The organism is uncultured Tateyamaria sp. (genome assembly GCF_947503415.1).
Classification (GTDB): domain Bacteria; phylum Pseudomonadota; class Alphaproteobacteria; order Rhodobacterales; family Rhodobacteraceae; genus Tateyamaria.
Genome location: NZ_CANNDS010000003.1, coordinates 94,419 through 117,620, shown reverse-complemented (window position 1 = coordinate 117,620; position 23,202 = coordinate 94,419). Strand labels below are relative to the sequence as shown.

The 23,202-nt window shown below is 60.4% G+C and carries 25 protein-coding genes; 15 read left to right on the top strand and 10 right to left on the bottom strand.

Features of this window, described 5'->3' with window-relative positions:
• Positions 1-143 precede the first annotated feature (143 nt).
• Positions 144-986, bottom strand: a complete 843-nt coding sequence (locus tag Q1A32_RS17225; RefSeq protein ID WP_299655915.1) for a LysR family transcriptional regulator — start codon at positions 984-986, stop codon at positions 144-146.
• Positions 987-1,093: 107 nt separating this feature from the next.
• Here Q1A32_RS17225 and Q1A32_RS17220 point away from each other — a divergent pair, with 107 nt between their 5' ends.
• Genes Q1A32_RS17220 through Q1A32_RS17200 form a run of 5 tightly spaced genes read left to right on the top strand, consistent with a single transcriptional unit; the run spans position 1,094 to position 5,871 of the window.
• Positions 1,094-1,693 (top strand): amino acid synthesis family protein, encoded by a 600-nt coding sequence (locus tag Q1A32_RS17220; protein WP_299655913.1) that lies wholly within the window; start codon positions 1,094-1,096, stop codon positions 1,691-1,693.
• Positions 1,665-2,444, top strand: coding sequence for an alpha/beta fold hydrolase (locus tag Q1A32_RS17215; RefSeq protein WP_299655911.1), 780 nt, complete (start codon positions 1,665-1,667; stop codon positions 2,442-2,444). The genes Q1A32_RS17220 and Q1A32_RS17215 overlap by 29 nt, the downstream gene beginning before the upstream one ends.
• Entirely contained in the window at positions 2,441-3,343 is a 903-nt protein-coding gene (locus Q1A32_RS17210) for a flavin reductase family protein (RefSeq protein ID WP_299655909.1), read from the top strand. The genes Q1A32_RS17215 and Q1A32_RS17210 overlap by 4 nt, the downstream gene beginning before the upstream one ends.
• Positions 3,344-3,355: 12 nt before the next feature.
• Positions 3,356-4,390, top strand: coding sequence for an LLM class flavin-dependent oxidoreductase (locus Q1A32_RS17205; protein ID WP_299655907.1), 1,035 nt, complete (start codon positions 3,356-3,358; stop codon positions 4,388-4,390).
• An 8-nt stretch (positions 4,391-4,398) separates the two neighbouring features.
• Entirely contained in the window at positions 4,399-5,871 is a 1,473-nt protein-coding gene (locus Q1A32_RS17200; protein WP_299655905.1) for an aldehyde dehydrogenase, read from the top strand.
• A 1-nt stretch (position 5,872) separates the two neighbouring features.
• Here the strand turns inward: Q1A32_RS17200 and Q1A32_RS17195 are convergent, their stop codons facing one another.
• The gene (locus tag Q1A32_RS17195) at positions 5,873-6,616 is read right to left on the bottom strand and encodes an IclR family transcriptional regulator (RefSeq protein ID WP_299655903.1); all 744 of its coding nucleotides are present in this window, start codon (positions 6,614-6,616) and stop codon (positions 5,873-5,875) included.
• Positions 6,617-6,757: 141 nt separating this feature from the next.
• On the opposite strand from Q1A32_RS17195, the gene Q1A32_RS17190 reads away from it, so the two are divergent.
• The 10 genes from Q1A32_RS17190 (at position 6,758) to Q1A32_RS17145 (ending at position 15,345) form a co-directional block, all read left to right on the top strand.
• Positions 6,758-7,597 carry a cyclase family protein gene (locus tag Q1A32_RS17190; RefSeq protein ID WP_299655901.1) on the top strand — a complete coding sequence of 280 codons (840 nt, stop codon included), beginning with the start codon at positions 6,758-6,760 and terminating at the stop codon, positions 7,595-7,597.
• On the top strand, positions 7,597-7,947 hold the full coding sequence (locus tag Q1A32_RS17185; protein WP_299655899.1) for a cupin domain-containing protein: 351 nt from the start codon (positions 7,597-7,599) through the stop codon (positions 7,945-7,947). Before Q1A32_RS17190 ends, Q1A32_RS17185 begins: the two co-directional genes overlap by 1 nt.
• Positions 7,944-8,729, top strand: coding sequence for an SDR family NAD(P)-dependent oxidoreductase (locus Q1A32_RS17180; protein WP_299655897.1), 786 nt, complete (start codon positions 7,944-7,946; stop codon positions 8,727-8,729). Before Q1A32_RS17185 ends, Q1A32_RS17180 begins: the two co-directional genes overlap by 4 nt.
• A gap of 3 nt (positions 8,730-8,732) precedes the next feature.
• Entirely contained in the window at positions 8,733-9,671 is a 939-nt protein-coding gene (locus Q1A32_RS17175) for a 3-hydroxyacyl-CoA dehydrogenase family protein (RefSeq protein ID WP_299655895.1), read from the top strand.
• Between the two features lie 151 nt (positions 9,672-9,822).
• Positions 9,823-11,094 (top strand): ABC transporter substrate-binding protein, encoded by a 1,272-nt coding sequence (locus tag Q1A32_RS17170; RefSeq protein WP_299655893.1) that lies wholly within the window; start codon positions 9,823-9,825, stop codon positions 11,092-11,094.
• A 9-nt stretch (positions 11,095-11,103) separates the two neighbouring features.
• Positions 11,104-11,832 (top strand): ABC transporter ATP-binding protein, encoded by a 729-nt coding sequence (locus Q1A32_RS17165; RefSeq protein WP_299655891.1) that lies wholly within the window; start codon positions 11,104-11,106, stop codon positions 11,830-11,832.
• Positions 11,825-12,535, top strand: coding sequence for an ABC transporter ATP-binding protein (locus Q1A32_RS17160; protein WP_299655888.1), 711 nt, complete (start codon positions 11,825-11,827; stop codon positions 12,533-12,535). The genes Q1A32_RS17165 and Q1A32_RS17160 overlap by 8 nt, the downstream gene beginning before the upstream one ends.
• Positions 12,532-13,398, top strand: a complete 867-nt coding sequence (locus Q1A32_RS17155) for a branched-chain amino acid ABC transporter permease (RefSeq protein WP_299655885.1) — start codon at positions 12,532-12,534, stop codon at positions 13,396-13,398. The genes Q1A32_RS17160 and Q1A32_RS17155 overlap by 4 nt, the downstream gene beginning before the upstream one ends.
• Complete coding sequence (locus Q1A32_RS17150) at positions 13,395-14,414, top strand: branched-chain amino acid ABC transporter permease (RefSeq protein WP_299655882.1); 1,020 nt, start codon at positions 13,395-13,397, stop codon at positions 14,412-14,414. The genes Q1A32_RS17155 and Q1A32_RS17150 overlap by 4 nt, the downstream gene beginning before the upstream one ends.
• Position 14,415: 1 nt before the next feature.
• Positions 14,416-15,345, top strand: a complete 930-nt coding sequence (locus Q1A32_RS17145) for a 3-keto-5-aminohexanoate cleavage protein (RefSeq protein WP_299655879.1) — start codon at positions 14,416-14,418, stop codon at positions 15,343-15,345.
• Here the strand turns inward: Q1A32_RS17145 and ccoS are convergent.
• The 8 genes from ccoS to ccoN form a co-directional block, all read right to left on the bottom strand.
• Positions 15,342-15,482 (bottom strand): cbb3-type cytochrome oxidase assembly protein CcoS, encoded by a 141-nt coding sequence (ccoS, locus tag Q1A32_RS17140; RefSeq protein WP_299614670.1) that lies wholly within the window; start codon positions 15,480-15,482, stop codon positions 15,342-15,344. The genes Q1A32_RS17145 and ccoS overlap by 4 nt on opposite strands.
• 3 nt (positions 15,483-15,485) lie before the next feature.
• Positions 15,486-17,612: a heavy metal translocating P-type ATPase gene (locus tag Q1A32_RS17135; RefSeq protein ID WP_299655876.1), complete on the bottom strand. Its 2,127-nt coding sequence runs from the start codon at positions 17,610-17,612 to the stop codon at positions 15,486-15,488.
• Positions 17,609-18,064 (bottom strand): FixH family protein, encoded by a 456-nt coding sequence (locus Q1A32_RS17130; RefSeq protein ID WP_299655872.1) that lies wholly within the window; start codon positions 18,062-18,064, stop codon positions 17,609-17,611. The genes Q1A32_RS17135 and Q1A32_RS17130 overlap by 4 nt, the downstream gene beginning before the upstream one ends.
• A gap of 3 nt (positions 18,065-18,067) precedes the next feature.
• Complete coding sequence (gene ccoG, locus Q1A32_RS17125; protein ID WP_299655869.1) at positions 18,068-19,501, bottom strand: cytochrome c oxidase accessory protein CcoG; 1,434 nt, start codon at positions 19,499-19,501, stop codon at positions 18,068-18,070.
• A gap of 184 nt (positions 19,502-19,685) precedes the next feature.
• Positions 19,686-20,558, bottom strand: a complete 873-nt coding sequence (gene ccoP, locus Q1A32_RS17120) for a cytochrome-c oxidase, cbb3-type subunit III (protein WP_299655866.1) — start codon at positions 20,556-20,558, stop codon at positions 19,686-19,688.
• 1 nt (position 20,559) lies between these two features.
• A complete protein-coding gene (locus Q1A32_RS17115; RefSeq protein WP_299614665.1) occupies positions 20,560-20,751 on the bottom strand; it encodes a cbb3-type cytochrome c oxidase subunit 3 in 192 nt (63 codons plus the stop codon).
• Between the two features lie 9 nt (positions 20,752-20,760).
• Positions 20,761-21,486, bottom strand: a complete 726-nt coding sequence (ccoO, locus tag Q1A32_RS17110) for a cytochrome-c oxidase, cbb3-type subunit II (protein WP_299614664.1) — start codon at positions 21,484-21,486, stop codon at positions 20,761-20,763.
• Positions 21,487-21,498: 12 nt separating this feature from the next.
• The gene (gene ccoN, locus Q1A32_RS17105; RefSeq protein WP_299655863.1) at positions 21,499-23,109 is read right to left on the bottom strand and encodes a cytochrome-c oxidase, cbb3-type subunit I; all 1,611 of its coding nucleotides are present in this window, start codon (positions 23,107-23,109) and stop codon (positions 21,499-21,501) included.
• Positions 23,110-23,202: the final 93 nt, after the last annotated feature.

Sequence of the window (23,202 nt, the reverse complement as noted above, 5' to 3'; positions counted from 1 at the left end):
CAGTCACGCGCTTTTCCGGCGTTTCGAAAACGCGAATACGCTCGCAGTCGGCTCGATCATTCAGCTTCAACGTCGCATCGGTCACCACTGATAAGTCGTGTTTTTTCGCGCCCGCATTTACGCCGAAAAAGTATCAACGGCAGTTATTCATGCTCAAGGCGCATAACCCAATCGGAGAATGCTTTTGCGTTCGAATTGCCGTCTGAACACCACAGAAAGTAGCCTTCTTGAGATGGAAGCGATGCGGCATGCGCACGCGTCAAAACCCCGGTGCGCAGGGCATGACTGGCGAGGATTTCACTGACCAAAGCAACGCCATTTCCCTGCATCGCAAGCTGTAACGCCATGCCGTACGAATCGACAAACACCTCAGGCTGCGAAGCCTCACTCACCTGATCACGCCACATCGCCCAACCACCCGCCGTGCCCACCGCTTCGATCAGTGGCAGGCTTTCCAGGTCCCCTTCAAGCGTTGGCGCTTTCAGCGGAATGAGCCGGTTCGGTTGCAGCTCGGTCGCGCCTTGCCCGACTTGCTTGTGCGACCCGAACCGGATTTCCACATCCGCACGCGGCGCTCGAAAATCGTCCGGCCAGATCGTGCTTAGAAACCGAAGCCGTATCTGCGGATGCTTTGCTCTGAACGCAGCAAGATGTGGCGAGATGATCCATTGTGCGACGCTGACTGACGCCGCGACGGTAAGCAGATCGGAACGCGCACCGGAGTCGAAAACATCCGTTGCTGCGGCAAGTGTTTCTAACGCAGCACCGACCTGAGGCAACAGCTTGCGCCCGTCATCGGTCAGCGCAAGACCCCTTGGTCGTCTTGCAAACAGGGCCGTATTCAACCGCGCTTCCAAGGCTTTGACCTGCTGACTTACAGCGGATTGGGTCATACCGATCTCAGATGCGGCGGCCGTGAAACTCAAATGCCTCGCTGCGGCCTCAAATGCCCGAAACCAGGTGAGCGGAGGAAGGGATTTCGCCATTGCAGAAGTCAGCCATTAGTTTTTTTAATACCTAAGCCCCCAAAACCTTCGTTTGTCAAAGACAGTGCCGTTTTCGATAGTTCGCAAACACGGAAACGAGGATCACGATGCAACCGGACATTCGAAAGATCGTCACTTATGACGAAGAGGTTTTGGTCGAAGGCTTTCGGCCAGCCGATCCGCCTTGGCGGATGTTCGGAGTGGCCGCGGTTGTCAGAAACCCGTGGGCTGGACGGTATGTCGAGGATCTGAAACCGGAGATTCATGCGTACGGACCCGTCCTCGGTCAACTGCTGACCGAGCGGATGATCGCACTGGCGGGCAGTGGCGACGCCATCGAAGCCTACGGCAAGGCGGCTGTGGTTGGCCTTGATGGCGAGATAGAGCATGCCTCAGGTCTGATCCACACCCTGCGCTTTGGTAACTTCTTTCGCGAGGCCGTTGGCGCGAAATCCTACCTTGCCTTTACCAATACCCGTGGTCCCGCGTGCGCACCGATCATGGTGCCGTTGATGGACAAGAACGATACCGGGCGCCGCTCGCATTACTTGACGCTGCAATTCTCGATACCGGATGCACCACGCGCGGACGAGATCGTCGTGGTTCTGGGAGCTGCCACCGGCGGACGCCCGCACCACCGGATTGGCGACCGGTATCAAGATCTCAAGGACCTTGGACATGACCTGGACAACCCGGCAGCGGTCTGAGCAGGCGGATCTGTCCGCAATCGTCGCGGGCGAAGGCCAAAATGTAGTGTTGTTGCATGGTGTTGGCTTGCGTGCCGAAGCCTGGAACGCACAAATCGACAGCCTGGCCACCGGCTATTGTGTCACCGCCATTGACCTGCCCGGGCATGGGAACAGCGCAAGGCTCGAAAATGCCCGATCCGTTTCTGATTATGTCGATGTCATACGTCGCATCTTGCCGGCAAAGTCCCTTGTGGTGGGCCACTCGTTCGGCGCGATGATTGCACTTGAACTGGCGTGGCGGCACCCGGACAATATTGCCGGTGTGGCCGCACTCAACGCGATCCACAAGCGCGGCAAAGAGGCGGCACAGGCCGTGAACACACGCGCCCAAAGCCTGAACAGCAAAACGAATGGCGATCCGGAACCAACGCTGCGCCGTTGGTTCGGAGATGAGGAGACGCCGGCACGGACGGCGTGTCGCAAGTGGCTGACCGATGTCGATCCGGCTGGATACAAATCTACATATTCGGTCTTTGCACATTCGGACGGCCCGACAGAGGCAGAACTGAAAAGCATCTGCTGCCCCGCGCTTTTCATGACCGGCGGCGACGAGCCCAATTCGACCCCAGCAATGTCGAATAGCATGGCGGCCCTTGCCCCGCTGGGCCGGGCGCGGATTGTCCCCGGGGCGGCGCACATGATGCCGATGACACACGCGGACGCTGTGATCGACGCTTTGTCGGACTTGGCACGGAAAGTGTTCTCATGACCCAGCTTGACCGCCGCGCGCTGCGCTCTGCTTTCGGCAGTTTCATGACAGGGGTCACGGTTGTCACGATGAGGCGGTCCGACGGGACAGCACGGGGCTTTACCGCCAATTCATTCACATCGGTTTCGCTAGACCCGCCCTTGGTGCTTGTTTGCCCCGGCCATCACCTGTCATCCTTTCAAGATTTCTCTGCCTGCCGACACTTCGCCATCAGCGTTTTGGCAGAGGGGCAAGAGGACATCTCAAATGCCTTCGCCAGCTCTAAAGCAGACAGGTTTGGTGTCGCTCCGCACCATGATGACGCAAGTGGGGTGCCGGTGATCGAAGGTGCAGTCAGCACATTCTCATGCCGCACATACAAGGCCGTTCCTGCAGGCGATCATGTCGTTCTGATCGGTGAAGTTATGGCATTCGAACACCGGGCGGACCTCGGGCTGGGCTTTGCCAACGGAGGCTACTTCAGCCTCGGGCTTGAGCGCGCAGCCCTGACCGACAGTGCGAAATCAACAATTGGCGGCGTGATCATCGCGTTCGGGGATAGCGTACTGCTCGACAAAACCGACGCAGGTTATCAGCCTCCGTCCATCACCTGTCGCGACCGTGCATCCATTCGCAGCGACATGACAACAACCTTCGGGCCCATCGAATTGGGACCTGTTTATTCAATCTTCGATGATCCTGACACCCGCGCGCACTATACTTTTGTTCGCGCAACGGCGCGGCAAACCAACTGGTTTCCCGACTTGGAGCCCATCCACACAGCGCGTTTGCCCACGCTGAGCTACGCCAGCCCAGCCATCAATCACATGATGACGCGCTATGCTGAGGAAGCTCAAAACCGCGACTTTGGCTTGTACTTGGGCGACGCCACGCATGGCGACGTCCACACCATTTCGTAAAGGATCTGAGCCATGGACTTCTCCCTCTTTGCTCATATGGAACGCTTGACCCCGGATCAGGAGCACGACGAATTGCGCCGCGACTTCATCGAGCTGTGCAAGATGGCCGACGACGGCGGGATGCGCGCAATCTGGACAGGCGAGCATCACGGGATGGAATTTACGATCGCGCCCAACCCGTTCCTGACGCTTGTGGACCTGTCCCACCAAACCAGGAATGTGCGCCTTGGCACGGGCACTGTCATCGCGCCCTTCTGGCATCCGGTCAGACTGGCTGGCGAGGCTGCATCGGCAGACGTGATAACGGGCGGTCGGATCGAACTGGGCATCGCACGCGGCGCCTATTCCTACGAATATGAACGCATGATGCCCGGGATGGACGCATGGGAAGCCGGGCAGCGCATGCGGGAAACCGTGCCGTTGTTGCGCGCACTTTGGTCCGGGGATTGCGCGCACGAAGGCGAGTTCTTTCAATTCCCACCGACGACATGCGCGCCAAAACCGCGGCAGGCCGATGGCCCGCCGATCTGGATCGCAGCACGCGATCCCAATAGCCATGAATTTGGCGTGCACAACGGCTTCAACATCCAAGTGACGCCACTTTGGCAAGGGCTTGAAGAGATCGAAACGTTGATGGGCCGGTTCAATGACGCTTGCGCCAGCTTTGATGGGCAGCGCCCCAAGATCATGCTGCTGCACCACACCTATGTCGGGTCAGATGCCGATGACGTCGATGTGGCCGCGAGCGAATTATCGCGTTTCTACTGCTATTTCGGCGCTTGGTTTCAGAACAAACGGCCTGTCGAACAGGGGCTAATTGCGAAACTCAGCGATGATGAGTTGTCCGCCAACACAATGATGTCCCCGCAAAACATGCACCGCGATCTGACCATCGGCACAGCCCGAGAGGTGATCGACCAGATCAAGCGGTACGAAGATCTGGGCTATGACGAGTATGCATTCTGGATCGACAGCGGTATGAGTTTCGAACGCAAACGCGCGTCGCTGGCCCGTTTTATCGACGACGTGATGCCTGCCTTTCAATGAGGGACACGATGACCCAGCACTACCAACTTTTCATTGATGGCGCGTGGCGCGACGGTGCGGCGGGTCAGGTGATGGCGACACAGAACCCTGCAACGGGCAAAGATTGGGCAACGTTTGCCTGTGCTGCGCCCGGGGATGTCGATGACGCGATACAGGCGGCGCGACGGGTGCTTGATGATCCGACTTGGCGCGACATGAACCAAACACAACGTGGGAAATTGCTGTATCGCCTTGCTGATCTGATCGAAGAACACGCGGGCCATCTGGGCCGGATCGAGACGACAGACAGCGGCAAGCTGTTGGCGGAAACCTCGGCGCAGACAGCCTACGTCGCGGACTACTACCGTTACTATGCGGGGCTTGCCGACAAGATCGAAGGGGCCGTGCTGCCCATCGACAAGCCCGACATGCACGTTTTTACACGCCGTATGCCTATCGGGGTTGTCGCTGCGGTGGTGCCTTGGAACGCCCAGATGTTCCTCACTGCAACCAAGCTGGGCCCGGCGCTCGCGGCGGGGTGTAGCGTCGTGCTCAAGGCATCCGAAATCGCGCCCGCGCCGATGTTCGAATTTGCTAAACTGATCGAGGCGGCGGGTTTTCCTCCCGGCGTTGTGTCGGTGATCACGGGCGACGCCAACAATTGCGCGATCCCGCTGACCAGGCACCCTCAAGTGGACCGTATCGCCTTCACTGGCGGGCCCGACACCGCGCGACACGTCGTACGCAATTCGGCAGAAAACTTTGCTGTCACGACGCTCGAACTGGGGGGCAAGTCCCCCATCCTCGTGTTTGACGACGCCGATCTGAATGGGGCAGCCAATGGCTTGATCGCAGGCAACTTCGGAGCCTCCGGACAAAGCTGCGTGGCGGGGTCACGTGGTCTGGTGCACCGACCCGTCTTTGACAAACTGGTCGAAAAAATCCGCGAGAAGGCGGCTGACATCCAAATGGGCAACCCTTTGGATAGCACCACCCATGTTGGCCCGCTTTGCACCCAAGCACAGGTTGCTCGGATTGCTGACACTTTGGACAAAGCAAGGTCGCAAGGCGCCACGATACACTTCGGCGGAACAGCTTTGGACACGGCTGGAAACTACATGCCGCCCACTCTGGTCGAATGCCCGAACCCGAGCATCGAAACTCTGAAGGTCGAGATGTTTGGCCCCGTCATGTCGCTTCTTCCCTTCGATACCGAAGATGAAGCCATCGCGCTTGCCAATGACAGCGACTTCGGGCTCGGCTCTGGCATCTTCACCCAGAACCTTGCCCGTGCCCACCGCGTGTCAGACCGATTGCGGGCCGGGATCTGCTGGATCAACACGTATCGCGCAATCTCTCCCATTGCCCCGTTCGGCGGTTTCAACCAGTCGGGATATGGGCGCGAAGCGGGCATCGAAGCGATCCACGACTACACACGGACCAAGACGACGTGGATCAACACCTCCGACGCGCCGATGGAAAACCCGTTTGTGATGCGATGATCTAGTTCAATTCGGCAATCGCCGCTTTGATCGCCTGCGCAAGCACCGGCTTCACCCGGTCATAGCGCGAGCTGGGCACAGGGACGGAGACAGCAAAAATGTCGCCCACCTGATCGGCTACGGCAAACCCCATGGCGCAGATGCCATCGGTGTGTTCGTTCTCATCGCAGGCGAGCGCACCTGCGCGGATGCTATCAATATCAGCCACAATCTCGCTCAGCGGCGGTACGTATTGGCCGCGGTTCCGATGCTCTGCCCGGATCATGGACAACGCCCGTTCGGGCGGCATGCACGCCAGGGCCGCACGCCCATTTGCTGTTGTCGTCAAGGGAAAGTGCTCACCGATCCGGGACACGGTCCGCAACCTGTGACTGCCTTCGATCTGATCGACAAACAGCATCTGCGTCCCTTCCAACACGGCCAGATCGACCGTCTCGCCGGTCTCTTCCGACAAACGCTCCATCACCGGGCGCAATCGTGCGCGCATGTCTGACGAAACGGCCTGCGCGAGGCTTTGGATTTCACGGCCCAACCTGATTCCCCCATCCCCTCGCTCGGTCGAGATGAAGCCTTCGGTCGCAAGTGCTGCAACGATGCGCTGTACCGTAGAGCGGGGCAGTCCAACCCGCTTGGCAATCTGCCCAAGGCTCAGTCCGCCCGTCTCTCGCCCCAGCAATCTCAGGATGTCAGCCGCCCGTGAAATCACCTGAATACCTTGATTTTTCGATATTTCTTCGTGCTGCATCCGCCGTTCTCACTTCATTCTTCAGGCACCAAGTATGCGCCAAAACCTACCCGTAGCACGCAGCCAAATCAATTATTGACCGCAATGCGGTACATACGCACCATAATACAGGACAGCAACACGCAGCTTTGGGAGGAGCCGATGGTCGTCAATATTCGAGGGATCGATTTCCAGGAAAATGACAACAACGACATGGGGCTGGAGTTCGTGAACCTCAGCCACCGTTACGGCTTTCAGTGCCCGAACTGGCCCTACTTCAAGGACGTCCAGATCGACCGCAAGCACTACATGGCCAAGTCGGGCGTTCTCAGCCAGACAATCACCACGACCATGCACGTCACCACGCATATCGACGCCCCGGCCCACGTGGTGCAGGGCACGCCGTTCATCGACGAAGTGCCCCTGCCCCACTTCTTTGGCTCGGGCCTTGTGGTCAGTATTCCCAAGAAGAAATGGGAACAGATTACCGGCGACGATCTGGAAAAAGCCTGCGGCGACGCAATTCGGAAAAATGACGTTCTGATCATCAACACCGGCTGGCACAAGCAATACGAAGACGGCGACTACTTTGCCTATTGCCCCGGCCTTGTCCCCTCTGCCGCCGATTGGATGGTGGAAAAGGGCGTGAAGGTTGTCGGCCACGACACCCAAGCCAACGACCATCCGCTCGCCACGGCCATCGGCCCGCAGCGCAACGGCCCCATCTTGCCGCATCTTGAAAAAGAATACCTCGAGTGGTCTGGCGGCACTCCATGGGAGGTCGATTTCCCCGAATGGGAGCCTGTGCACCAAAAACTGTTCACCAACGGCATTCTTGGCATTGAAAATGTCGGCGGCGATCTGGACCGCGTGACCGGCAAACGCGTCACCTTCGCCTTCTTCCCGTGGAACTGGGACCGCGGCGATGGCTGCATCATCCGCCTGGTCGCCATGATGGACAAGGATCAAGCCTACCGGATCGAGGCGGGCGAGGACTTCTGATGCTGGTCAAACGCTTTGCCGACGCCCAACCCTACGACGCCCCAAACCACTGGGGCGTCACCGGGCTGCGCCTGCAGGGGTTCGAGGATGGCGGGCCGGAGAACCAGTGGATCGGCTTCTCGCAATTTCTACCCGGTGGCGGGGCCGGTCCCGACGCGACCCCGTTCGAAAAAGTCTATGTGCTGCTTGAGGGTGAAATGACGATCACCATTGACGGAACTGACACCGTTTTGCGCGCGATGGACAGTTGCACAATCCCTCCCGGAGAGGTGCGCAAAATCGAAAACCGCAGCAACCATGTCTGCAAAATGCTTGTCGTGATCCCCTATCCTGAAGGAGGTCGACCATGAGCCTCGACAATCCGCTATCCTTCTTTGACGTGTCCGGCAAAGTCGCTCTGATAACAGGCGCATCCGGTGCATTTGGCGCGGCTGCCGCGCGGTGCCTGTCAGGGGCCGGGGCCAAGGTGGTTCTGGCTGCAGGAAACGCCGCAGCCATGGCAGAGGTCGCTGCCACATGCACTGGCGACACCCACCAGATCAACACCCGCCCGGACAGCGAAGATGCTTGCGCAGCCCTCATTGCAGAAACGGTGGAAACATACGGATGCCTGGATATCCTTGTCGTAGCGTCCGGCATGAACAAGGTCGCCAAGATTGGCGACATGGACCCGTCCACGTTCGAAGGTGTCATGGACGCCAACGTCACCCAAAGCTGGCTCATGGCCCGCGCCGCCAGCGCACAAATGCAATCGCAAGGGAATGGCGGCAAGATCGTCCTCATGTCTTCCGCCCGAGGCCTTCTGGGCCACCCGGCAGGCTACACCGCCTATTGCGCGTCCAAGGCCGCCGTGGACGGGATCACGAAAGCGCTCGGATGCGAGCTTGGCCCCACAGGCATCACCGTGAACGCCATCGCGCCGACCGTCTTCCGCTCGCCCCTCACCGCATGGATGTTCGAAGACACGGACGAGGCAAAGACCGTGCGCAACGGCTTCCTCACCCGTGTGCCAAAGGGGCGGCTCGGCGAACCCGAAGACCTCGCGGGACCGCTTCTGTTCCTGTCCTCCCGCGCCTCCGACTTCTACACCGGGCATATCCTCTATGCCGACGGCGGCTACACGGCGGGCTGAGGGATGGACAAGAACCAGCAAATTGCGGTGATCGGTGGCGGGTTGATGGGCCATGGCATCGCCCTGACCTTTGCCCGCGCCGGTCACTACGTCGCCGTGCATGATCCCCTGCCCGACATGCTGCATTCCCTGCCACAGCGCGTATCTGACAGCCTGCGCCTGCTGGGCGCGTCGGATCAAGATATTGCACGTGCGTTGAAACGGATTGAACTGTGCGACAGTATCAAGGCCGCCGTCGGAGATGCGGGGTTTGTATTCGAAGCGGCCCCCGAAAAGCTGGAACTGAAGCAATCCATCTTTGCCGAGGTCGAGGCGCACGCCCCCGACCATACGATCCTCGCCTCCAATACGTCTGTCATTCAAATCACCAAGATCATGGGCGGGCTGCGGCACCGGCACCGCGCGCTTGGCACCCACTGGTGGAACCCGCCGCACATGATCCCGCTGGTCGAGGTGGTCAAAACCGAATGGACCGATCCGGGCTTGGCCGACACGATGATGGCTTTGCTCGCGGACGCGGGCAAAACGCCCGCGCTTGTGGAAAAGGATGTTCCCGGCTTCATCGGCAACCGCTTGCAGCATGCGCTCTGGCGCGAGGCGATCAGTTTGGTAGAAAACGGCATCTGTTCGGCCAAGGCCGTTGATGATGTGGTCAAGGCCAGCTTCGGCCGACGTTTGGCAGTGCTTGGTCCGCTTGAGAACGCCGATCTCGTTGGGTTGGAACTGACCCATGACATTCACCGTCAGGTCCTGTTCGACCTTGACGCCCGTCCCGAACCGTCCCCGCTCCTTCAATCCCTTTTGGACGATGGGCGGAGCGGTATGGCAGCGGGCCATGGATTGAGAAACTGGCAAGATGGTGACGTTAACGCCACGAAGCAACGCATCGCGCATCACCTTCTGGCTCTCGAAAAACTGCTGGGGGACACGTCCTCAACATAACGCAAGGTTATAAACTGCCATTCAAATCGGATCAGGATCATCTTTTGAATGTGATAGGTCTGTTGAATACGACCGCGCCAAACCACGTCAAAAGTGGGTCGCGCACCCCGGATCGGATCAAAATTCGAACCACACCCTAGGGAGGAAAGACATGAAAACCGATATCACACGCCGCCGTATTCTGGCTGGGCTGGGCGCTACTGTCGCAGCCCCCGCGATTCTGCGCGCCACACGCGCCTATGCCGCGAACCCGACGATCAAGGTGGGCTTCGTGACGCCATCCACCGGGCCATTGGCAGGTTTTGCCGAAGCCGATGACTACATCCTCGAAGGTCTGCGCGCCCATTTCGCGGGCGGCGTGACCAACAATGGCAAGTCCTACAACATCGAGATCATCAAAAAGGACAGCCAGTCCAACCCCAACCGCGCCGCCGAAGTGGCCGCGGAACTGATCCTGTCGGACGAAGTGGACATCATCACCGCCGCCGCGACCCCGGACACGACGAACCCGGTGGCAGATCAGGCCGAGATCAACGAGGTTCCCTGCATCACCACCGACGCCCCCTGGCAGCCCTATTTCTTCGGACGCGGCGGCAACCCGGCGGAAGGCTTCCAATACACCTACCACTTCTTCTGGGGGCTAGAGGACGTCATCGCCAACTTCACCAGCCTTTGGGATGGCGCAGGCGTGGCCAAGAAAGTCGGCGGGTTGTTCCCGAACGACGCAGACGGCAACGCATGGGGCCACCCTGAATTGGGCCTGCCAACGCCCCTCGCCGCCCAAGGGTTCGAACTGGTCGATCCGGGCCGCTTCCAGCCCCTGACAGACGATTTCTCGAACTATATCTCCGCCTTCAAGGACGCAGGCTGCGAGATTGTCACCGGCGTGATGATCCCACCGGACTTCGGCACCTTCTGGGCGCAGGCTGCGCAACAGGGCTTCAATCCCAAGGTTGCGACCATCGGCAAGGCGCTGCTGTTCCCGTCCGCCATCGAAGCACTTGGCGATCGCGGCGTGGGCCTGACGACTGAAATCTGGTGGTCCCCGAACCACCCGTTCAATTCGTCCCTCACCGGAACGTCAGCAGCCGAATTGGCAAACGGCTTCACCGCTGCAACAGGTCGCCCGTGGACCCAGCCCATCGGCTTCAAGCACGCGCTGTTCGAAGTGGTGGCTGACGTCATCTCGCGCTCCGAAGACCTCGATGATTTCGAGGCCAACGCTGCCGCTATTGCAGACACCAACATCTCGACCATTGTGGGCGACGTGAACTGGGCCAACGGCCCTGTGCCGAACGTCTCCAAAACGCCGCTGGTGTCCGGTCAATGGCAGAAGGCTGGCAACGGTGTCGAATTGGTCATCACCAACAACAGCCACGCGCCGCAGATCCCTGTGGGCGGCGACCTGCAGCTTCTGGGCTAAGGCACGGCGATGTCTGCCCTTTTATCCGTCAGCGGGCTGCAAAAGTCGTTCGGCGCCGTCAAGGTGGCGGACGACTCGAGTTTCGAGATTGCCCAGGGCGACGCCGTGGGCATCCTTGGCCCCAATGGCGCAGGCAAGACATCGCTGTTCAACCTCATCACCGGCGCGCTCAGCCCTGACGCGGGCCGGATCACCTTTCAAGGGGCGGACATCACAACAACCCCTGCTGCCAAGCGATGCAAGATGGGCATCGCCCGGTCCTTCCAGGTCCCCCAGCCGTTCGGCGGCATGACGGTCTATGAAAACGCCCTTGTCGGCGCGATGCAAGGCGCGGGCCTGTCTGGCCATGACGCCGAAAACCACGCGCTCCAAGTTTTGACCGACACAGGGCTCCTGCCAAAGGCAAACCAACGCGCAGGCTCTCTGACCTTGCTCGACCGCAAGCGCCTCGAAATGGCCCGCGCACTGTCGGCGCAACCAAAACTCCTCCTCCTTGATGAAATCGCAGGCGGCCTGACGGATGCAGAATGCACCGCCCTGATCGACACCATCAAGACAGTGCACGCTGCGGGCACCACGATCATCTGGATCGAACATGTCGTCCACGCTCTGCTTGCGGTCGTGGACCGCCTGATCGTCATCGACTTCGGCAAAAAGATCGCCGAAGGCGCACCAAAAGCGATTATGGACAGCCCCGAGGTCAAGGAAATCTATCTGGGAATGGACCCCGATGTCTGACCCGATCCTGTCGCTGTCAAAACTCGACGCGCATTACGGCGACTTTCAGGCGCTCTATGGCGTGGACATGGACATCCATGCAGGCGAAGTGATCGCCATTATCGGCGCAAATGGCGCAGGCAAAAGCACCCTTATGCGGTCCATCTCCGGCCTGATGCCCAATGCGCCGGAACAGGTGCGGCTCAATGGCGAACCCATTGGTACCCTGCGCGCAGACGAGGTTGCCTATCGCGGTCTCGCCCTCGTGCCGGAAGGACGGCAACTCTTTCCCAGCCTGTCGGTTGAGGAAAACCTCATGCTTGGCGGCAAAGTCGCACGCCCCGGCCCATGGTCGCTCACCGCTGTCTATGACTTGTTCCCGGTCCTCAAGGAACGGCGCAAACAGGCGTCCACGTCGCTCTCTGGCGGCCAACAACAGATGGTCGCCATCGGCCGCGCCCTGATGGCGAACCCCGAAGTCATCCTCTTTGACGAGATCAGCCTCGGCCTCGCCCCCGTCATCATCAAAACGATCTACGACGCCCTGCCGGGCATCATCGGCGGTGGCATGACCGCACTCGTGGTCGAACAGGACATCAGCAAAGCGCTCGAAGTCTCGTCCCGCGTTTTCTGCCTGCAAGAGGGTCGCGTGTCGCTCAGCGGCAAGACGGGCGACGTCACCCGCGACCAAATCACCGCCGCCTATTTCGGAGTAGCCGCATGATCGAATGGACAGGCGTAATTGTGCAGGGCGTCCTGCTGGGCGGGCTCTATGCCCTCTTTGCCGCCGGGCTGTCGCTGATCTTTGGTGTGATGCGGTTGGTAAACATCGCCCATGGCGACCTGATCATTCTCGCCGCCTATCTCGGTCTCAGCACGACAATGATGTTCGGCGTCCACCCTTTTGCCGCCGCCCTTCTGGTCCTGCCAGTGATGGCGGTCATCGGCTACGTCCTGCAACGCGGCATCCTGAACCAGACGCTTGGGCCAGACATCCTGCCGCCCCTGCTGGTCACGTTCGGTCTGTCGGTCATTATCCAGAACGCATTGCTGGAAGGGTACACGGCCGACCCGCAGAAACTGTCGGCAGGGGCGATCGAGACGGCCAGTGTATCCATGGGCGGCCTCACCATCGGCATTCTACCCCTGCTCACGTTCGGCATCGCCGTTGCCGTCATCGCTGGCCTGCAATGGATGTTCTACTCCACCGCCCTTGGTCGCGGCTTCCGCGCTGTATCGGACAACCAGGATATCGCCCAACTCATGGGCCTGAACAAAGCACACGTTTTCGGCCTCGCCATGGCGCTGGCCCTTGCTGTCACCGGTATCGCGGGCATCCTTCTTGGCATCCGCACCAGCTTCGATCCCTCCATTGGCGGCGGGCGACTGATCTTCGGGTTTGAGGCGGTGATCATCGGTGGCCTCGGCAACCTCTGGGGCACACTTGCAGGAGGTGTGATCCTTGGCGTCGCGCAAACCATCGGGGCCAAGATTGACCCAGGCTGGCAGGTCCTCACAGGCCATATTGCCTTCCTCGTTGTGCTCGCGGTCCGCCCCAACGGCCTGTTCCCGAGGGTCCAACATTGACCGTCCCAACCGTATACCGCGCCACCCGCGCCAGCCGCATCGCGATGATCATCGCGGCCCTCGCCCTGATCGTCTTGGCCGCGGCCCCCTGGTGGGCCGGCCGCGCCGATCTGCGCCTCATGGGCGAGATTTTCCTCTACCTTTCCCTTGCCTGCCTCTGGAACCTGATGGCAGGCTACGCGGGCCTCGTGTCCGTGGGCCAACAGGCCTTCGTGGGCTTCGGCGGCTACATGCTATTCGCGCTCACCATCTTCGGCGGGCTGCACCCCATCACTGCGATCCTGCTCGCTGGTCTGCTCGCCGCCGTCCTGTCGGTCCCGATCGCCGCGCTGATCTTCCGTCTCAAGGGCGCATATTTTGCCATCGGAACATGGGTCGTGGCCGAAGTGTTCCGCCTGACATTTGCCCAGATCTCCGCCTTGGGAGGCGGCTCCGGCACCTCCCTGCCCGTCGGTATCGTCCGGTCGCTGGCAGACGGCCGTTCCGCCCGCGAGGCGCTCAGCTACTGGCTCGCCCTCGGCGCTGCCATCCTCGTCATCACCGCCGTCTACCTCTTCCTCCGCTCCCGCCGGGGCCTTGCCCTCACCGCCATCCGTGACAGCGAGGTTGCCGCCAGCGGCCTTGGCATCGACATCTGGCGCACGAAACTCGAAGTCTACGTCGTCACCTCGGCCTTCACGGCCATCATCGGCGGGCTCATCTTCCTGCAAAAACTGCGGATCTCGCCCGATGCTGCCTTCTCAGTCAACGACTGGACAGCCTTCGTCATCTTCATCGTCGTCATCGGCGGTATCGGCACGCTCGAAGGGCCGATCATCGGCACGCTTCTCTTCTTCCTGCTGCGTGAAACACTTGCCGATTTCGGCACGATTTACTTGCTGGTGCTGGGCGTCGTCGCCATCGTGGTCATGCTGAAAGCACCCAAGGGCGTCTGGGGCCTGATCCGCGACCGCTACGATCTGGAACTCTTCCCGCTCAGCTACCGCATCAAATTGAACGACCCAAAGGACACCTGACATGGCCAAGCAAAAGACGATCATCACCTGCGCGGTCACAGGCGCCATCCACACGCCCACGATGTCCGACCACCTGCCCGTCACGCACAATGACATCGCGGAACAGGCCATTGCGGCAGCCGAAGCCGGCGCGTCTATCCTGCACCTACACACCCGTGATCCCGAAGACGGCCGCCCCTCGGTCATGCCCGACCACTACACCGGTATCCTGTCCCGCGTGAAGCAATCCACCAACGCAGTTCTGAATATCACAACAGGTGGCGCGCCGACCATGCTGATCGAGGATCGGATAAAAGCGGCGGTCAAGTTCAGCCCCGAAATGTGTTCGCTCAACATGGGCTCCATGAATTTTGCCTTCCATCCACTCTCAGACCGCTACGACACTTGGAAGCACGATTGGGAAAAGGACTATGTCGCCGGGTCCGAAGCCAACATTTTCCGCAACACCTTTGCGGACATCAAACAGGCGGCAACAGAACTCGCGCCCCACGACATCAAATTCGAACACGAATGCTACGATGTCGGGCACCTCTACAACCTGAAATTCTGCATGGACATTGGCCTGTTCAAGGCACCTGTCTTCCTGCAATTCGTTTTTGGCGTGTTGGGCGGGATCGGGGCCGAGGTCGACAACCTCATCTTTATGAAACGCACTGCTGACCGGCTCTTTGGCGACGACTACCGCTGGTCTGTCCTGGGCGCAGGCGGGGCACAAATGCCACTGGCGACCACAGCCAGCCAGATGGGCGGCAACGTGCGCGTCGGGCTCGAAGACAGCCTGTTCATCTCTCGCGGCAAACTGGCGGACTCCAACGCGCAGCAGGTCAGCAAAATCCGCCGCATCGTCGAAGACCTCGGCTGCGAAGTCGCAAGCCCGGACGAGGCGCGCGAGATCCTCGACCTCAAAGGTGGCGACAAGGTCGCGTTCTAGTCGTCATCGAGCAAGATGCGCTGCGCGTCCCCATCGGGGTCTGAATACTGATCGCTTTTCAGCGTCCAGACAAATGCGACAAGCGCACCCAGACCAAGTATGAGCGAACAGGGGACGAGGATGACAAGTACATTCATAACTCAGGCCTTTGTTCTAAGTGCGTTCAGGGTCACGGTGATCGAACTTGTGGACATGGCCAGAGCGGCCATAAGCGGCGTGGCAAAACCGGCCAATGCCAACGGAATCGCAACCATATTATAGCACGCGGCCAGCCCAAAGTTTTCCAATATCCGCCGCCGCGCGCTGCGGGCGATGCCGATTGCCGATGGAATGCCCGAAAGATGCTGGCCCAGCAGCACCACGTCAGCCGCGTTCTGGCTGGCCTCAAGCGCAGTGCCGGGTGCAATCGACGCCCACGCACGGGTCAGGGCCAGCGTATCGTTCAGACCATCGCCCACCATTACGACCTTGCGACCGTCGGCTTGCAGCGCTTCGATCAGGTCTTGCTTGGCTTCGGGGTCCACTTCGGCATGGACCCGGTCCACGCCTAGCTCTGCCGCAACGCGGGCCGCATTTCGCGCGCTGTCACCGGTCAGGATATGAACATCCAGCCCCATGTCGCGCAGGCGCGCAATTGTGTCCGTCGCGTCTGCGAACACCTGCTCCTTCCGTTCCAACGGATACACAGCAGTACCGATCAGAAGAACGGTGCCCTGCCCCACGCCCGCCCACGCCGCGTTGCCAAATCGCACAGGTTTGCCCAACCAAAGCGCTGACACGCCATTGCCCCGGTGCTCGACAATGTCATCCAAATCAGCGGCGCCAACATCGCTCAGAAGTGGCAAGACAGACCGGCTGAGCGGATGCGCCGAGGACTGGGCGAGCGCCTTGAGCACCGAACGCGCCTGGTCCGGCATATCGATCTCGGGGGAAAGTGCAGCAGCCGACAACGTCCCGGTCTTGTCGAAAACAACCGTATCCACTTCGGCCAAACGCTCCAACGCTGTCTCGGATTTCACGAGCAGCCCCATGCGGAACAGCCGCCCCGTCGCGACAGTCGCAACCGCAGGCACAGCCAACCCCAAAGCGCAGGGGCATGTGATGATCAGCGTCGCAATCGCGATGGTCAGCGCATGGTACATATCGCCCGTTGCCACGGACCAGCCCACAAAGGCGGCAAAGGACAATCCATGAACCAGCGGCGCATATACGCCTGCCGCGCGGTCCGCGAGGCTGGTATACCGGCTGCGCGCGCCTTCGGCCTGTGCCGCGATCTGGATCAAGCGGCGCAGGGTCGACCCTTTGGCGGCGACGGTTGTCTGCATCGTCACTGGGCCGGTCAGCACTATCTCTCCGGCAGTCAATGGCGCGCCCTGCGTCACGGCAATCTCGTCGCTTTCGCCGGTCAGGGCGCTGCGGTCGATCTGTGCGGCCTTACTGGCTAACACTCCATCCACAGGCACTCGCGCGCCTGCGGCCAGCCACAATGTGTCCCCTGCGTTCACGTCGTCCACCGGAACGCTTACCCGCGTCTCCCCGGCCAAGCGCGTCACGCGCATCGGTTCAAGTGCGGCTAAGTCTGCCGCCGCAGAGCGCGCCGCCTGCCGCATCCGCGTTTCCAGCACACGGCCCGCCAGCAGGAAAAAGGTCAGGGACAGTGCCGCGTCGAAATACGCATGTGCGCCGCCGGACATCGTCTCATACAGCGACAGGCCACAGGCCAGCAGGATCGCCAAGGCAATGGGCACATCCATGTTCAACCGCGCCCCGCGCAAAGCGGACCAAGCGGAGCGGAAAAAGGGCTGCGCGCAATAGATTGCGGCAGGCAGAGAAATCGTGGCGGCGATCCAGTGAAAGAAATCACGCGTGGCATCTGTCGCCCCGGACCATACGGCAACGGACAACAGCATCACGTTCATCATCGCAAAGCCCGCGATGCCCAGACGCAGGGTCAGCCCATCATCCTTGCCAGAGGACGCGGTGTCGCGCGCCTCATGCGCCTCGAACCCGATACCCGTGAGGGCTGCAATCCAAGGGGCCGGGTCCATACCCGGCTCTGCAGTGATGGCGACGCGCTTGCGGCTCAGGTTCACGCGGGCCGCTGCGATATCAGGGCGCGCGTTCAGCAACCCTTCGACAGACCGTATGCAGGCCACGCAGTGCACGCCGGGCAGGATCAACTCATGCGTGGGCAGACCTGCGTTGCGTCCCGATGCCTCGGCGATCGGACCGGCGGCAATACAGCCGGGACAGGAGGCAACGCTCATTTGGCAACCCGCAAGACAATGCGCTGGCGAAACTCGGTGCCGTCAGGTGCGACGGCTTCCAGACGCAAGTTCCAGTTGCCGCTTGCCAGCGTAGGCACATCAGCGACGAACCGTTTTCCATCGTGAAGGAAGGCGGGGCTAATGTCCTCTCCGACATGGGTGGCGCGGCCAAGGGTGGCAGAGGAAATGACAGGCACAACAGGCCCAATTGCATCGTCGATGGTCAGTTCCAGCACACCATCGGTCACCTCTGCCGACACCATCCAGCCCAATGCCTGTTGCGCAGCCCGGTCCGCTTCGAACTGCTGGCTCACCACGTAGGAGTTCTTGGTCTCAAGCCCCGGAAAGGTGTGCACCGCCTGAAAGGCCAGTGTCAGGTTCACCCCGATGATCACAGCGAAGGCGGAGCCAAAGATGCACAGTACATGCCACCCGGTGATTTCCTTGATCATGGCTCAGCCCTTTCCGTTGAAGATGGTGGAGACGCCCGCACGGTCGTCGGTTTCGACGTCTTCGACCCACAAGCGAAGATCGGTGGTGACGGCATCAGCCGCCGGATCATCCGGGCGCGCAATCACATAGATCCGCGCCTGCATCGTCTCATTCGCAGGGACGGTGACATGGTTCGCCACGGGCCCATCGGTTTCCACATCAATCCGCAAAATCTCGTCCGAGGTCAGCATGACGCGGAAGTCACGGTCATCCGCCGTCAGGTTGCGGATGCGCAACGTATACGTGTTGCGCACAGCCCCATCGGACAAGGTCACGAATTGCGGATTGCGCACAGGCTCCACCGTCAGGTCGATGTCCGACCGGATGAACAGCGCATAGACCAACGCCACACCGATCAACGACCACATGGATGTGTACAGAATGGTGCGAGGGCGCAGAACATGCTGCCAGATGGGACGCGGTTTGGCACCCTGCGTCTCCGCCTCCTCATCGGACAACGCCAGATAATCGATCAAGCCACGCGGCTTGCCGATCCGCTCCATGATCTCGTCACAGGCGTCAATGCACAGGGCACAGGTGATGCACTCCATCTGCTGCCCGTCCCGAATGTCGATGCCTGCGGGGCACACGTTCACGCAAGCCATGCAGTCGATGCAATCACCCAATTGGTCCGCACCTTCGGCCTTGCGGTGCTTGCCGCGCGGCTCACCCCGCCAATGGCGGTAGGCGACGGTCAGGGTGCTTTCATCCATCATCGCGGCTTGAATGCGTGGCCACGGGCACATGTAATTGCAGACCTGTTCGCGCATGAAGCCGCCAAAGACGAAGGTCGTCGCCGCCAGAATAAGGATGGTGGAATAGGCAACCAAGGGCGCGCTGAAGGTCAGCAATTGCCCGGCAAGGGTAGGCGCATCCGCGAAATAGAACACCCACGCGCCGCCGGTGGCGAGGGCGATCAGAAACCACACCGCCCACTTGGTTACTCGCAAACGGACCTTGCGCAGCGACCAATCCGCATTCCACAGGCGGACGCGCGCGTTGCGGTCCCCTTCGATCCACCGCTCCACCAGAATGAACAAATCCGTCCACACGGTCTGCGGGCAGGTATAGCCGCACCAGACGCGGCCAAGGGCGGATGTAAACAGAAACAAGCCAAGCCCGGCCATGATCAGAAGGCCCGCCACAAAGTAGAACTCATGGGGCCAAATCTCGATCCAGAGGAAGTAGAAGCGGCGACCGGCCAGATCGATCAGAACCGCCTGATCGGGCAGGTTCGGGCCGCGATCCCAGCGAATCCACGGCGTCAGATAGTAGATCGCTAGGGTCACCCCCATGATCCACCATTTGAGCGTTCGAAACGTGCCCTTTACCCGCTTGGGAAAGATCGGTTCACGCGCAGCATAAAGAGACGGCGGAGAGGCCGGAGGCTGTGTCATTTCAAGTTGTCCTGTTCGTAAGCGTACACTGCACGGGGTGGGATTTTGCCTCCTTGATCTGGATCAAGGGTGACAAATGATATCCCGGCCCCTGCTAGGTACGAACAGGACAAGGGCCGGGACCGTCGCGCATTCCCCTCCAAGGAGGCTTTCGCCCCGATGCGCGCCGTAGGCCTGGCGGGCGTTACTCCCCCCCGCCAAGCTGGTGCAGATACAATGTGACCGCCTTGATCTCATCTTCATCCAGACGCGGACCCCATGCGGGCATCACGCCGAAGCGGGAATAGGTGATCGTTTCGGTGATGGTCTCGCGGTCGCCCCCATAAAGCCAGATCGCGTCGTTGAGGGTGGGTGCGCCCAGATCGCGGATGCCTTCACCTGCGTCGCCATGACAGGCGGTGCACTGCTCTTCGAACAACACCAAGCCCTGTTCGGCCAGTGCCGCGTCGTGATCCTGACCAGACAAGGCCAGTACGTATTCCACCGTCTGTCCGATCTCCTCATCCGACAGGATGTCGCCAAAGACAGGCATCTCGGACCAGCGTGCATCGGGATCGGTATCGTTCCGAATGCCGTGACGGACGGTGTACTCGATATCTTCAAGCGACCCGCCCCAAAGCCATGCGTCATCCAGCAGGTTGGGATAGCCTCCCGCCTGAACACCCGCAGCCCCCGCGCCGTGACACTGCGAACAGTTGGCAAGGAACACGGACGCGCCGCCTGCCACACCATATCGGTGCGCCGGATCATCGGGCGACAGGGTGGACAGATCGGCAGAGGCCAGCACAGCCGCCACTTCGGCGTTCTGCGCTTCGACTTCCGCAATCTGCTCTGCCACCTCGGCGCGGGTCGAATACCCCAGCAACCCTGCGGTGGCCGAGTTGACCAGGGGCCACGCCGGATAGGCGATGGTATAGGCCACGCCCCAGACAATCGTGCCGTAAAAGCACCACAGCCACCACCGCGGCAGCGGGTTGTTCAGCTCCTTGATGCCATCCCAATCATGACCGGTGGTGTCAGTGCCTGTGGCTTCATCGATATCTTTGTTGTCAGCCATCTCAGTCGGCCTCCGGTTCTTGTGCGGTCAGATGCGCATCTGTGTCGTTGCGGAATGGGATGCTGGCGGCCTCTTCGTTGGCCTTGCGCGCCGAGGGGCGGAAGGACCAGAGGCACGCTGTGATGTAGAAGACCACCATGGCCAGCAGGACCCAGCTGTCAGCGAGTTCACGCAGGAAGGAATAGGTGTCCATCATGTCCTCCTATCGGTTCGCATCGGGGGTGAAGGTCGAGAAGTCGACCAACGTGCCCAGCATCTGAAGATACGCAATCAGCGCATCCATTTCGGTCAACTCAGGCTGACCGTCGAAATTGGACACCACCGCACCGGGATAGCGTTCCACCAGCCCGTCCCAGTCGCCATCGGGATCGGCCTGCACCCGGAAGTCCGCAGCCGCAGCCTCCACCATCTCGTCGGAGTAAGGCACGCCCACAAAGCGGTGGGTGCTGACCAAATCCTCGATCTGTTCGCCGTCAATCACGGTGTCGGCGAGGAACGCGTATTTGGGCATGATCGATTCCGGCACCACGGACTGCGGATCAAGCAGGTGATCCACATGCCACGCATCCGAATATCGGCCACCCACACGGGCCAGATCAGGCCCGGTGCGCTTTGACCCCCACTGGAACGGGTGGTCATACATCGACTCCGCCGCCAGTGAATAATGCCCGTAACGTTCAACCTCATCCCGCATGGGGCGGATCATCTGGCTGTGGCAGACATAGCACCCTTCGCGGATGTAGATGTCGCGCCCGGCCAGCTCCAGCGGGCTGTAGGGCCGCACCCCATCAACCTCTTCGATCGTGTTCTCAAGATAGAACAGAGGTGCGATTTCAACGATGCCACCGATGGTGACGACAAGCAGCGAGAAGACGAACAAAAGCGTCGGGCTGCGTTCCAGAACCTGATGTCGGTCAAGAAAAGCCATTGTGCTGTCTCCTTATGCCGCTTGAACGTTTGCGGGCATGGGTGGGGCCACCGTGACGGGCTTGCCGCCGCGGATGGTCATCCACATGTTCCACACCATGATGATGCCCCCTGCGAGGTACAGAACCCCGCCCAGACCACGCACCACATACATCGGGAACTTCGCGCTCACGGTGTCGGCGAACGAATTCACCAGGAAGCCTTGGGCATCGACTTCGCGCCACATCAGGCCTTCCATGATGCCGGTCACCCACATCGACGAGGCGTAAAGCACGATACCGATGGTCGCGAGCCAGAAGTGCCAGTCGATGGCCGACATGGAATACATCTGCTTGCGACCCCACAGGCGTGGCGTCAGGAAGTAAAGCGCGCCAAAGGTGATCATGCCGTTCCAGCCAAGTGCGCCAGAGTGCACGTGCCCGATGGTCCAGTCGGTGTAGTGTGACAGGGAGTTCACCGCGCGGATCGACATCATCGGTCCCTCAAAGGTGGACATGCCGTAGAAGGCGAGGCTGATCACCATCATCCGAATGATCGGGTCCGTGCGCAGCTTGTCCCACGCGCCTTGCAGCGTCATCAGACCGTTGATCATGCCACCCCAGCTCGGCATCCACAGGATGATCGAAAACACCATACCAAGGGTCGCGGCCCAATCCGGCAACGCGGTGTAGTGCAGGTGGTGCGGACCGGCCCAGATATACAGGAAGATCAGCGCCCAGAAGTGAATGATCGACAGCTTGTAGCTGTAGACGGGGCGTTCGGCCTGCTTCGGCACAAAGTAGTACATCATGCCCAGGAACCCGGCAGTGAGGAAGAAGCCAACCGCGTTGTGGCCATACCACCACTGCGTCATCGCATCCTGCACACCCGAGAACACCTGCACGGACTTGGAGCCCAGCAGCGATACGGGGATGCTCAGGTTGTTAACGATGTGCAGCATCGCCACAGTGATGATGAAGCTCAAAAGGAACCAGTTGGCGACATAGATGTGTTTCTCTTGCCGCTTGAAGATCGTGCCCAGATAGACGGCCAGGAACGCGACCCACACAAGGGTAAGCCAGATGTCCACGTACCACTCAGGTTCGGCATATTCCTTGGACTGCGTGGCACCCAGCAGATAACCGGTGGCGGCCATCACGATAAACAGCTGGTACCCCCAGAACACGAACCAAGACAGGTTGCCGCCCCAGAGGCGTGCACCGCAGGTCCGTTGCACAATGTAGAAAGAGGACATGATCAGGGCGTTGCCGCCAAACGCAAAAATCACCGCACTTGTGTGCAGCGGGCGCAGACGTCCGAAGTTGGTAAAGGGTTGACCCCAATCGAAGTTCAGACCGGGAAAGGCAAGCTGGAAGGCGATGAACACCCCGGCGAGGAAGCCAACGACCCCCCAGAACCCGGTGGCGATCACACCCGCCCGGATCACACCATCCATATATCCGGTGTCATCCACGACGGCGCGCGTTTCTCCGATCTGGCGGACTTGCCAGATGAACATGCCCAGCGCGATCACGAAGATCAGCGCTGCATGCAGTTTGTAAGCCAGATCGTGCCCCCAATCCGCTGCGATGGCAGCGAGCAGGGCAACAAGGCCAAGTAAAATGAGTTTAACGTAGTCCCACATTCTCTTTCCTTTGCAAATTCGCACCGCACGGCCTGGAAGAAACCGTTCGCTACGCGTCTGCGCACTGTCCCCGCGGGGACAACACACCTGTTC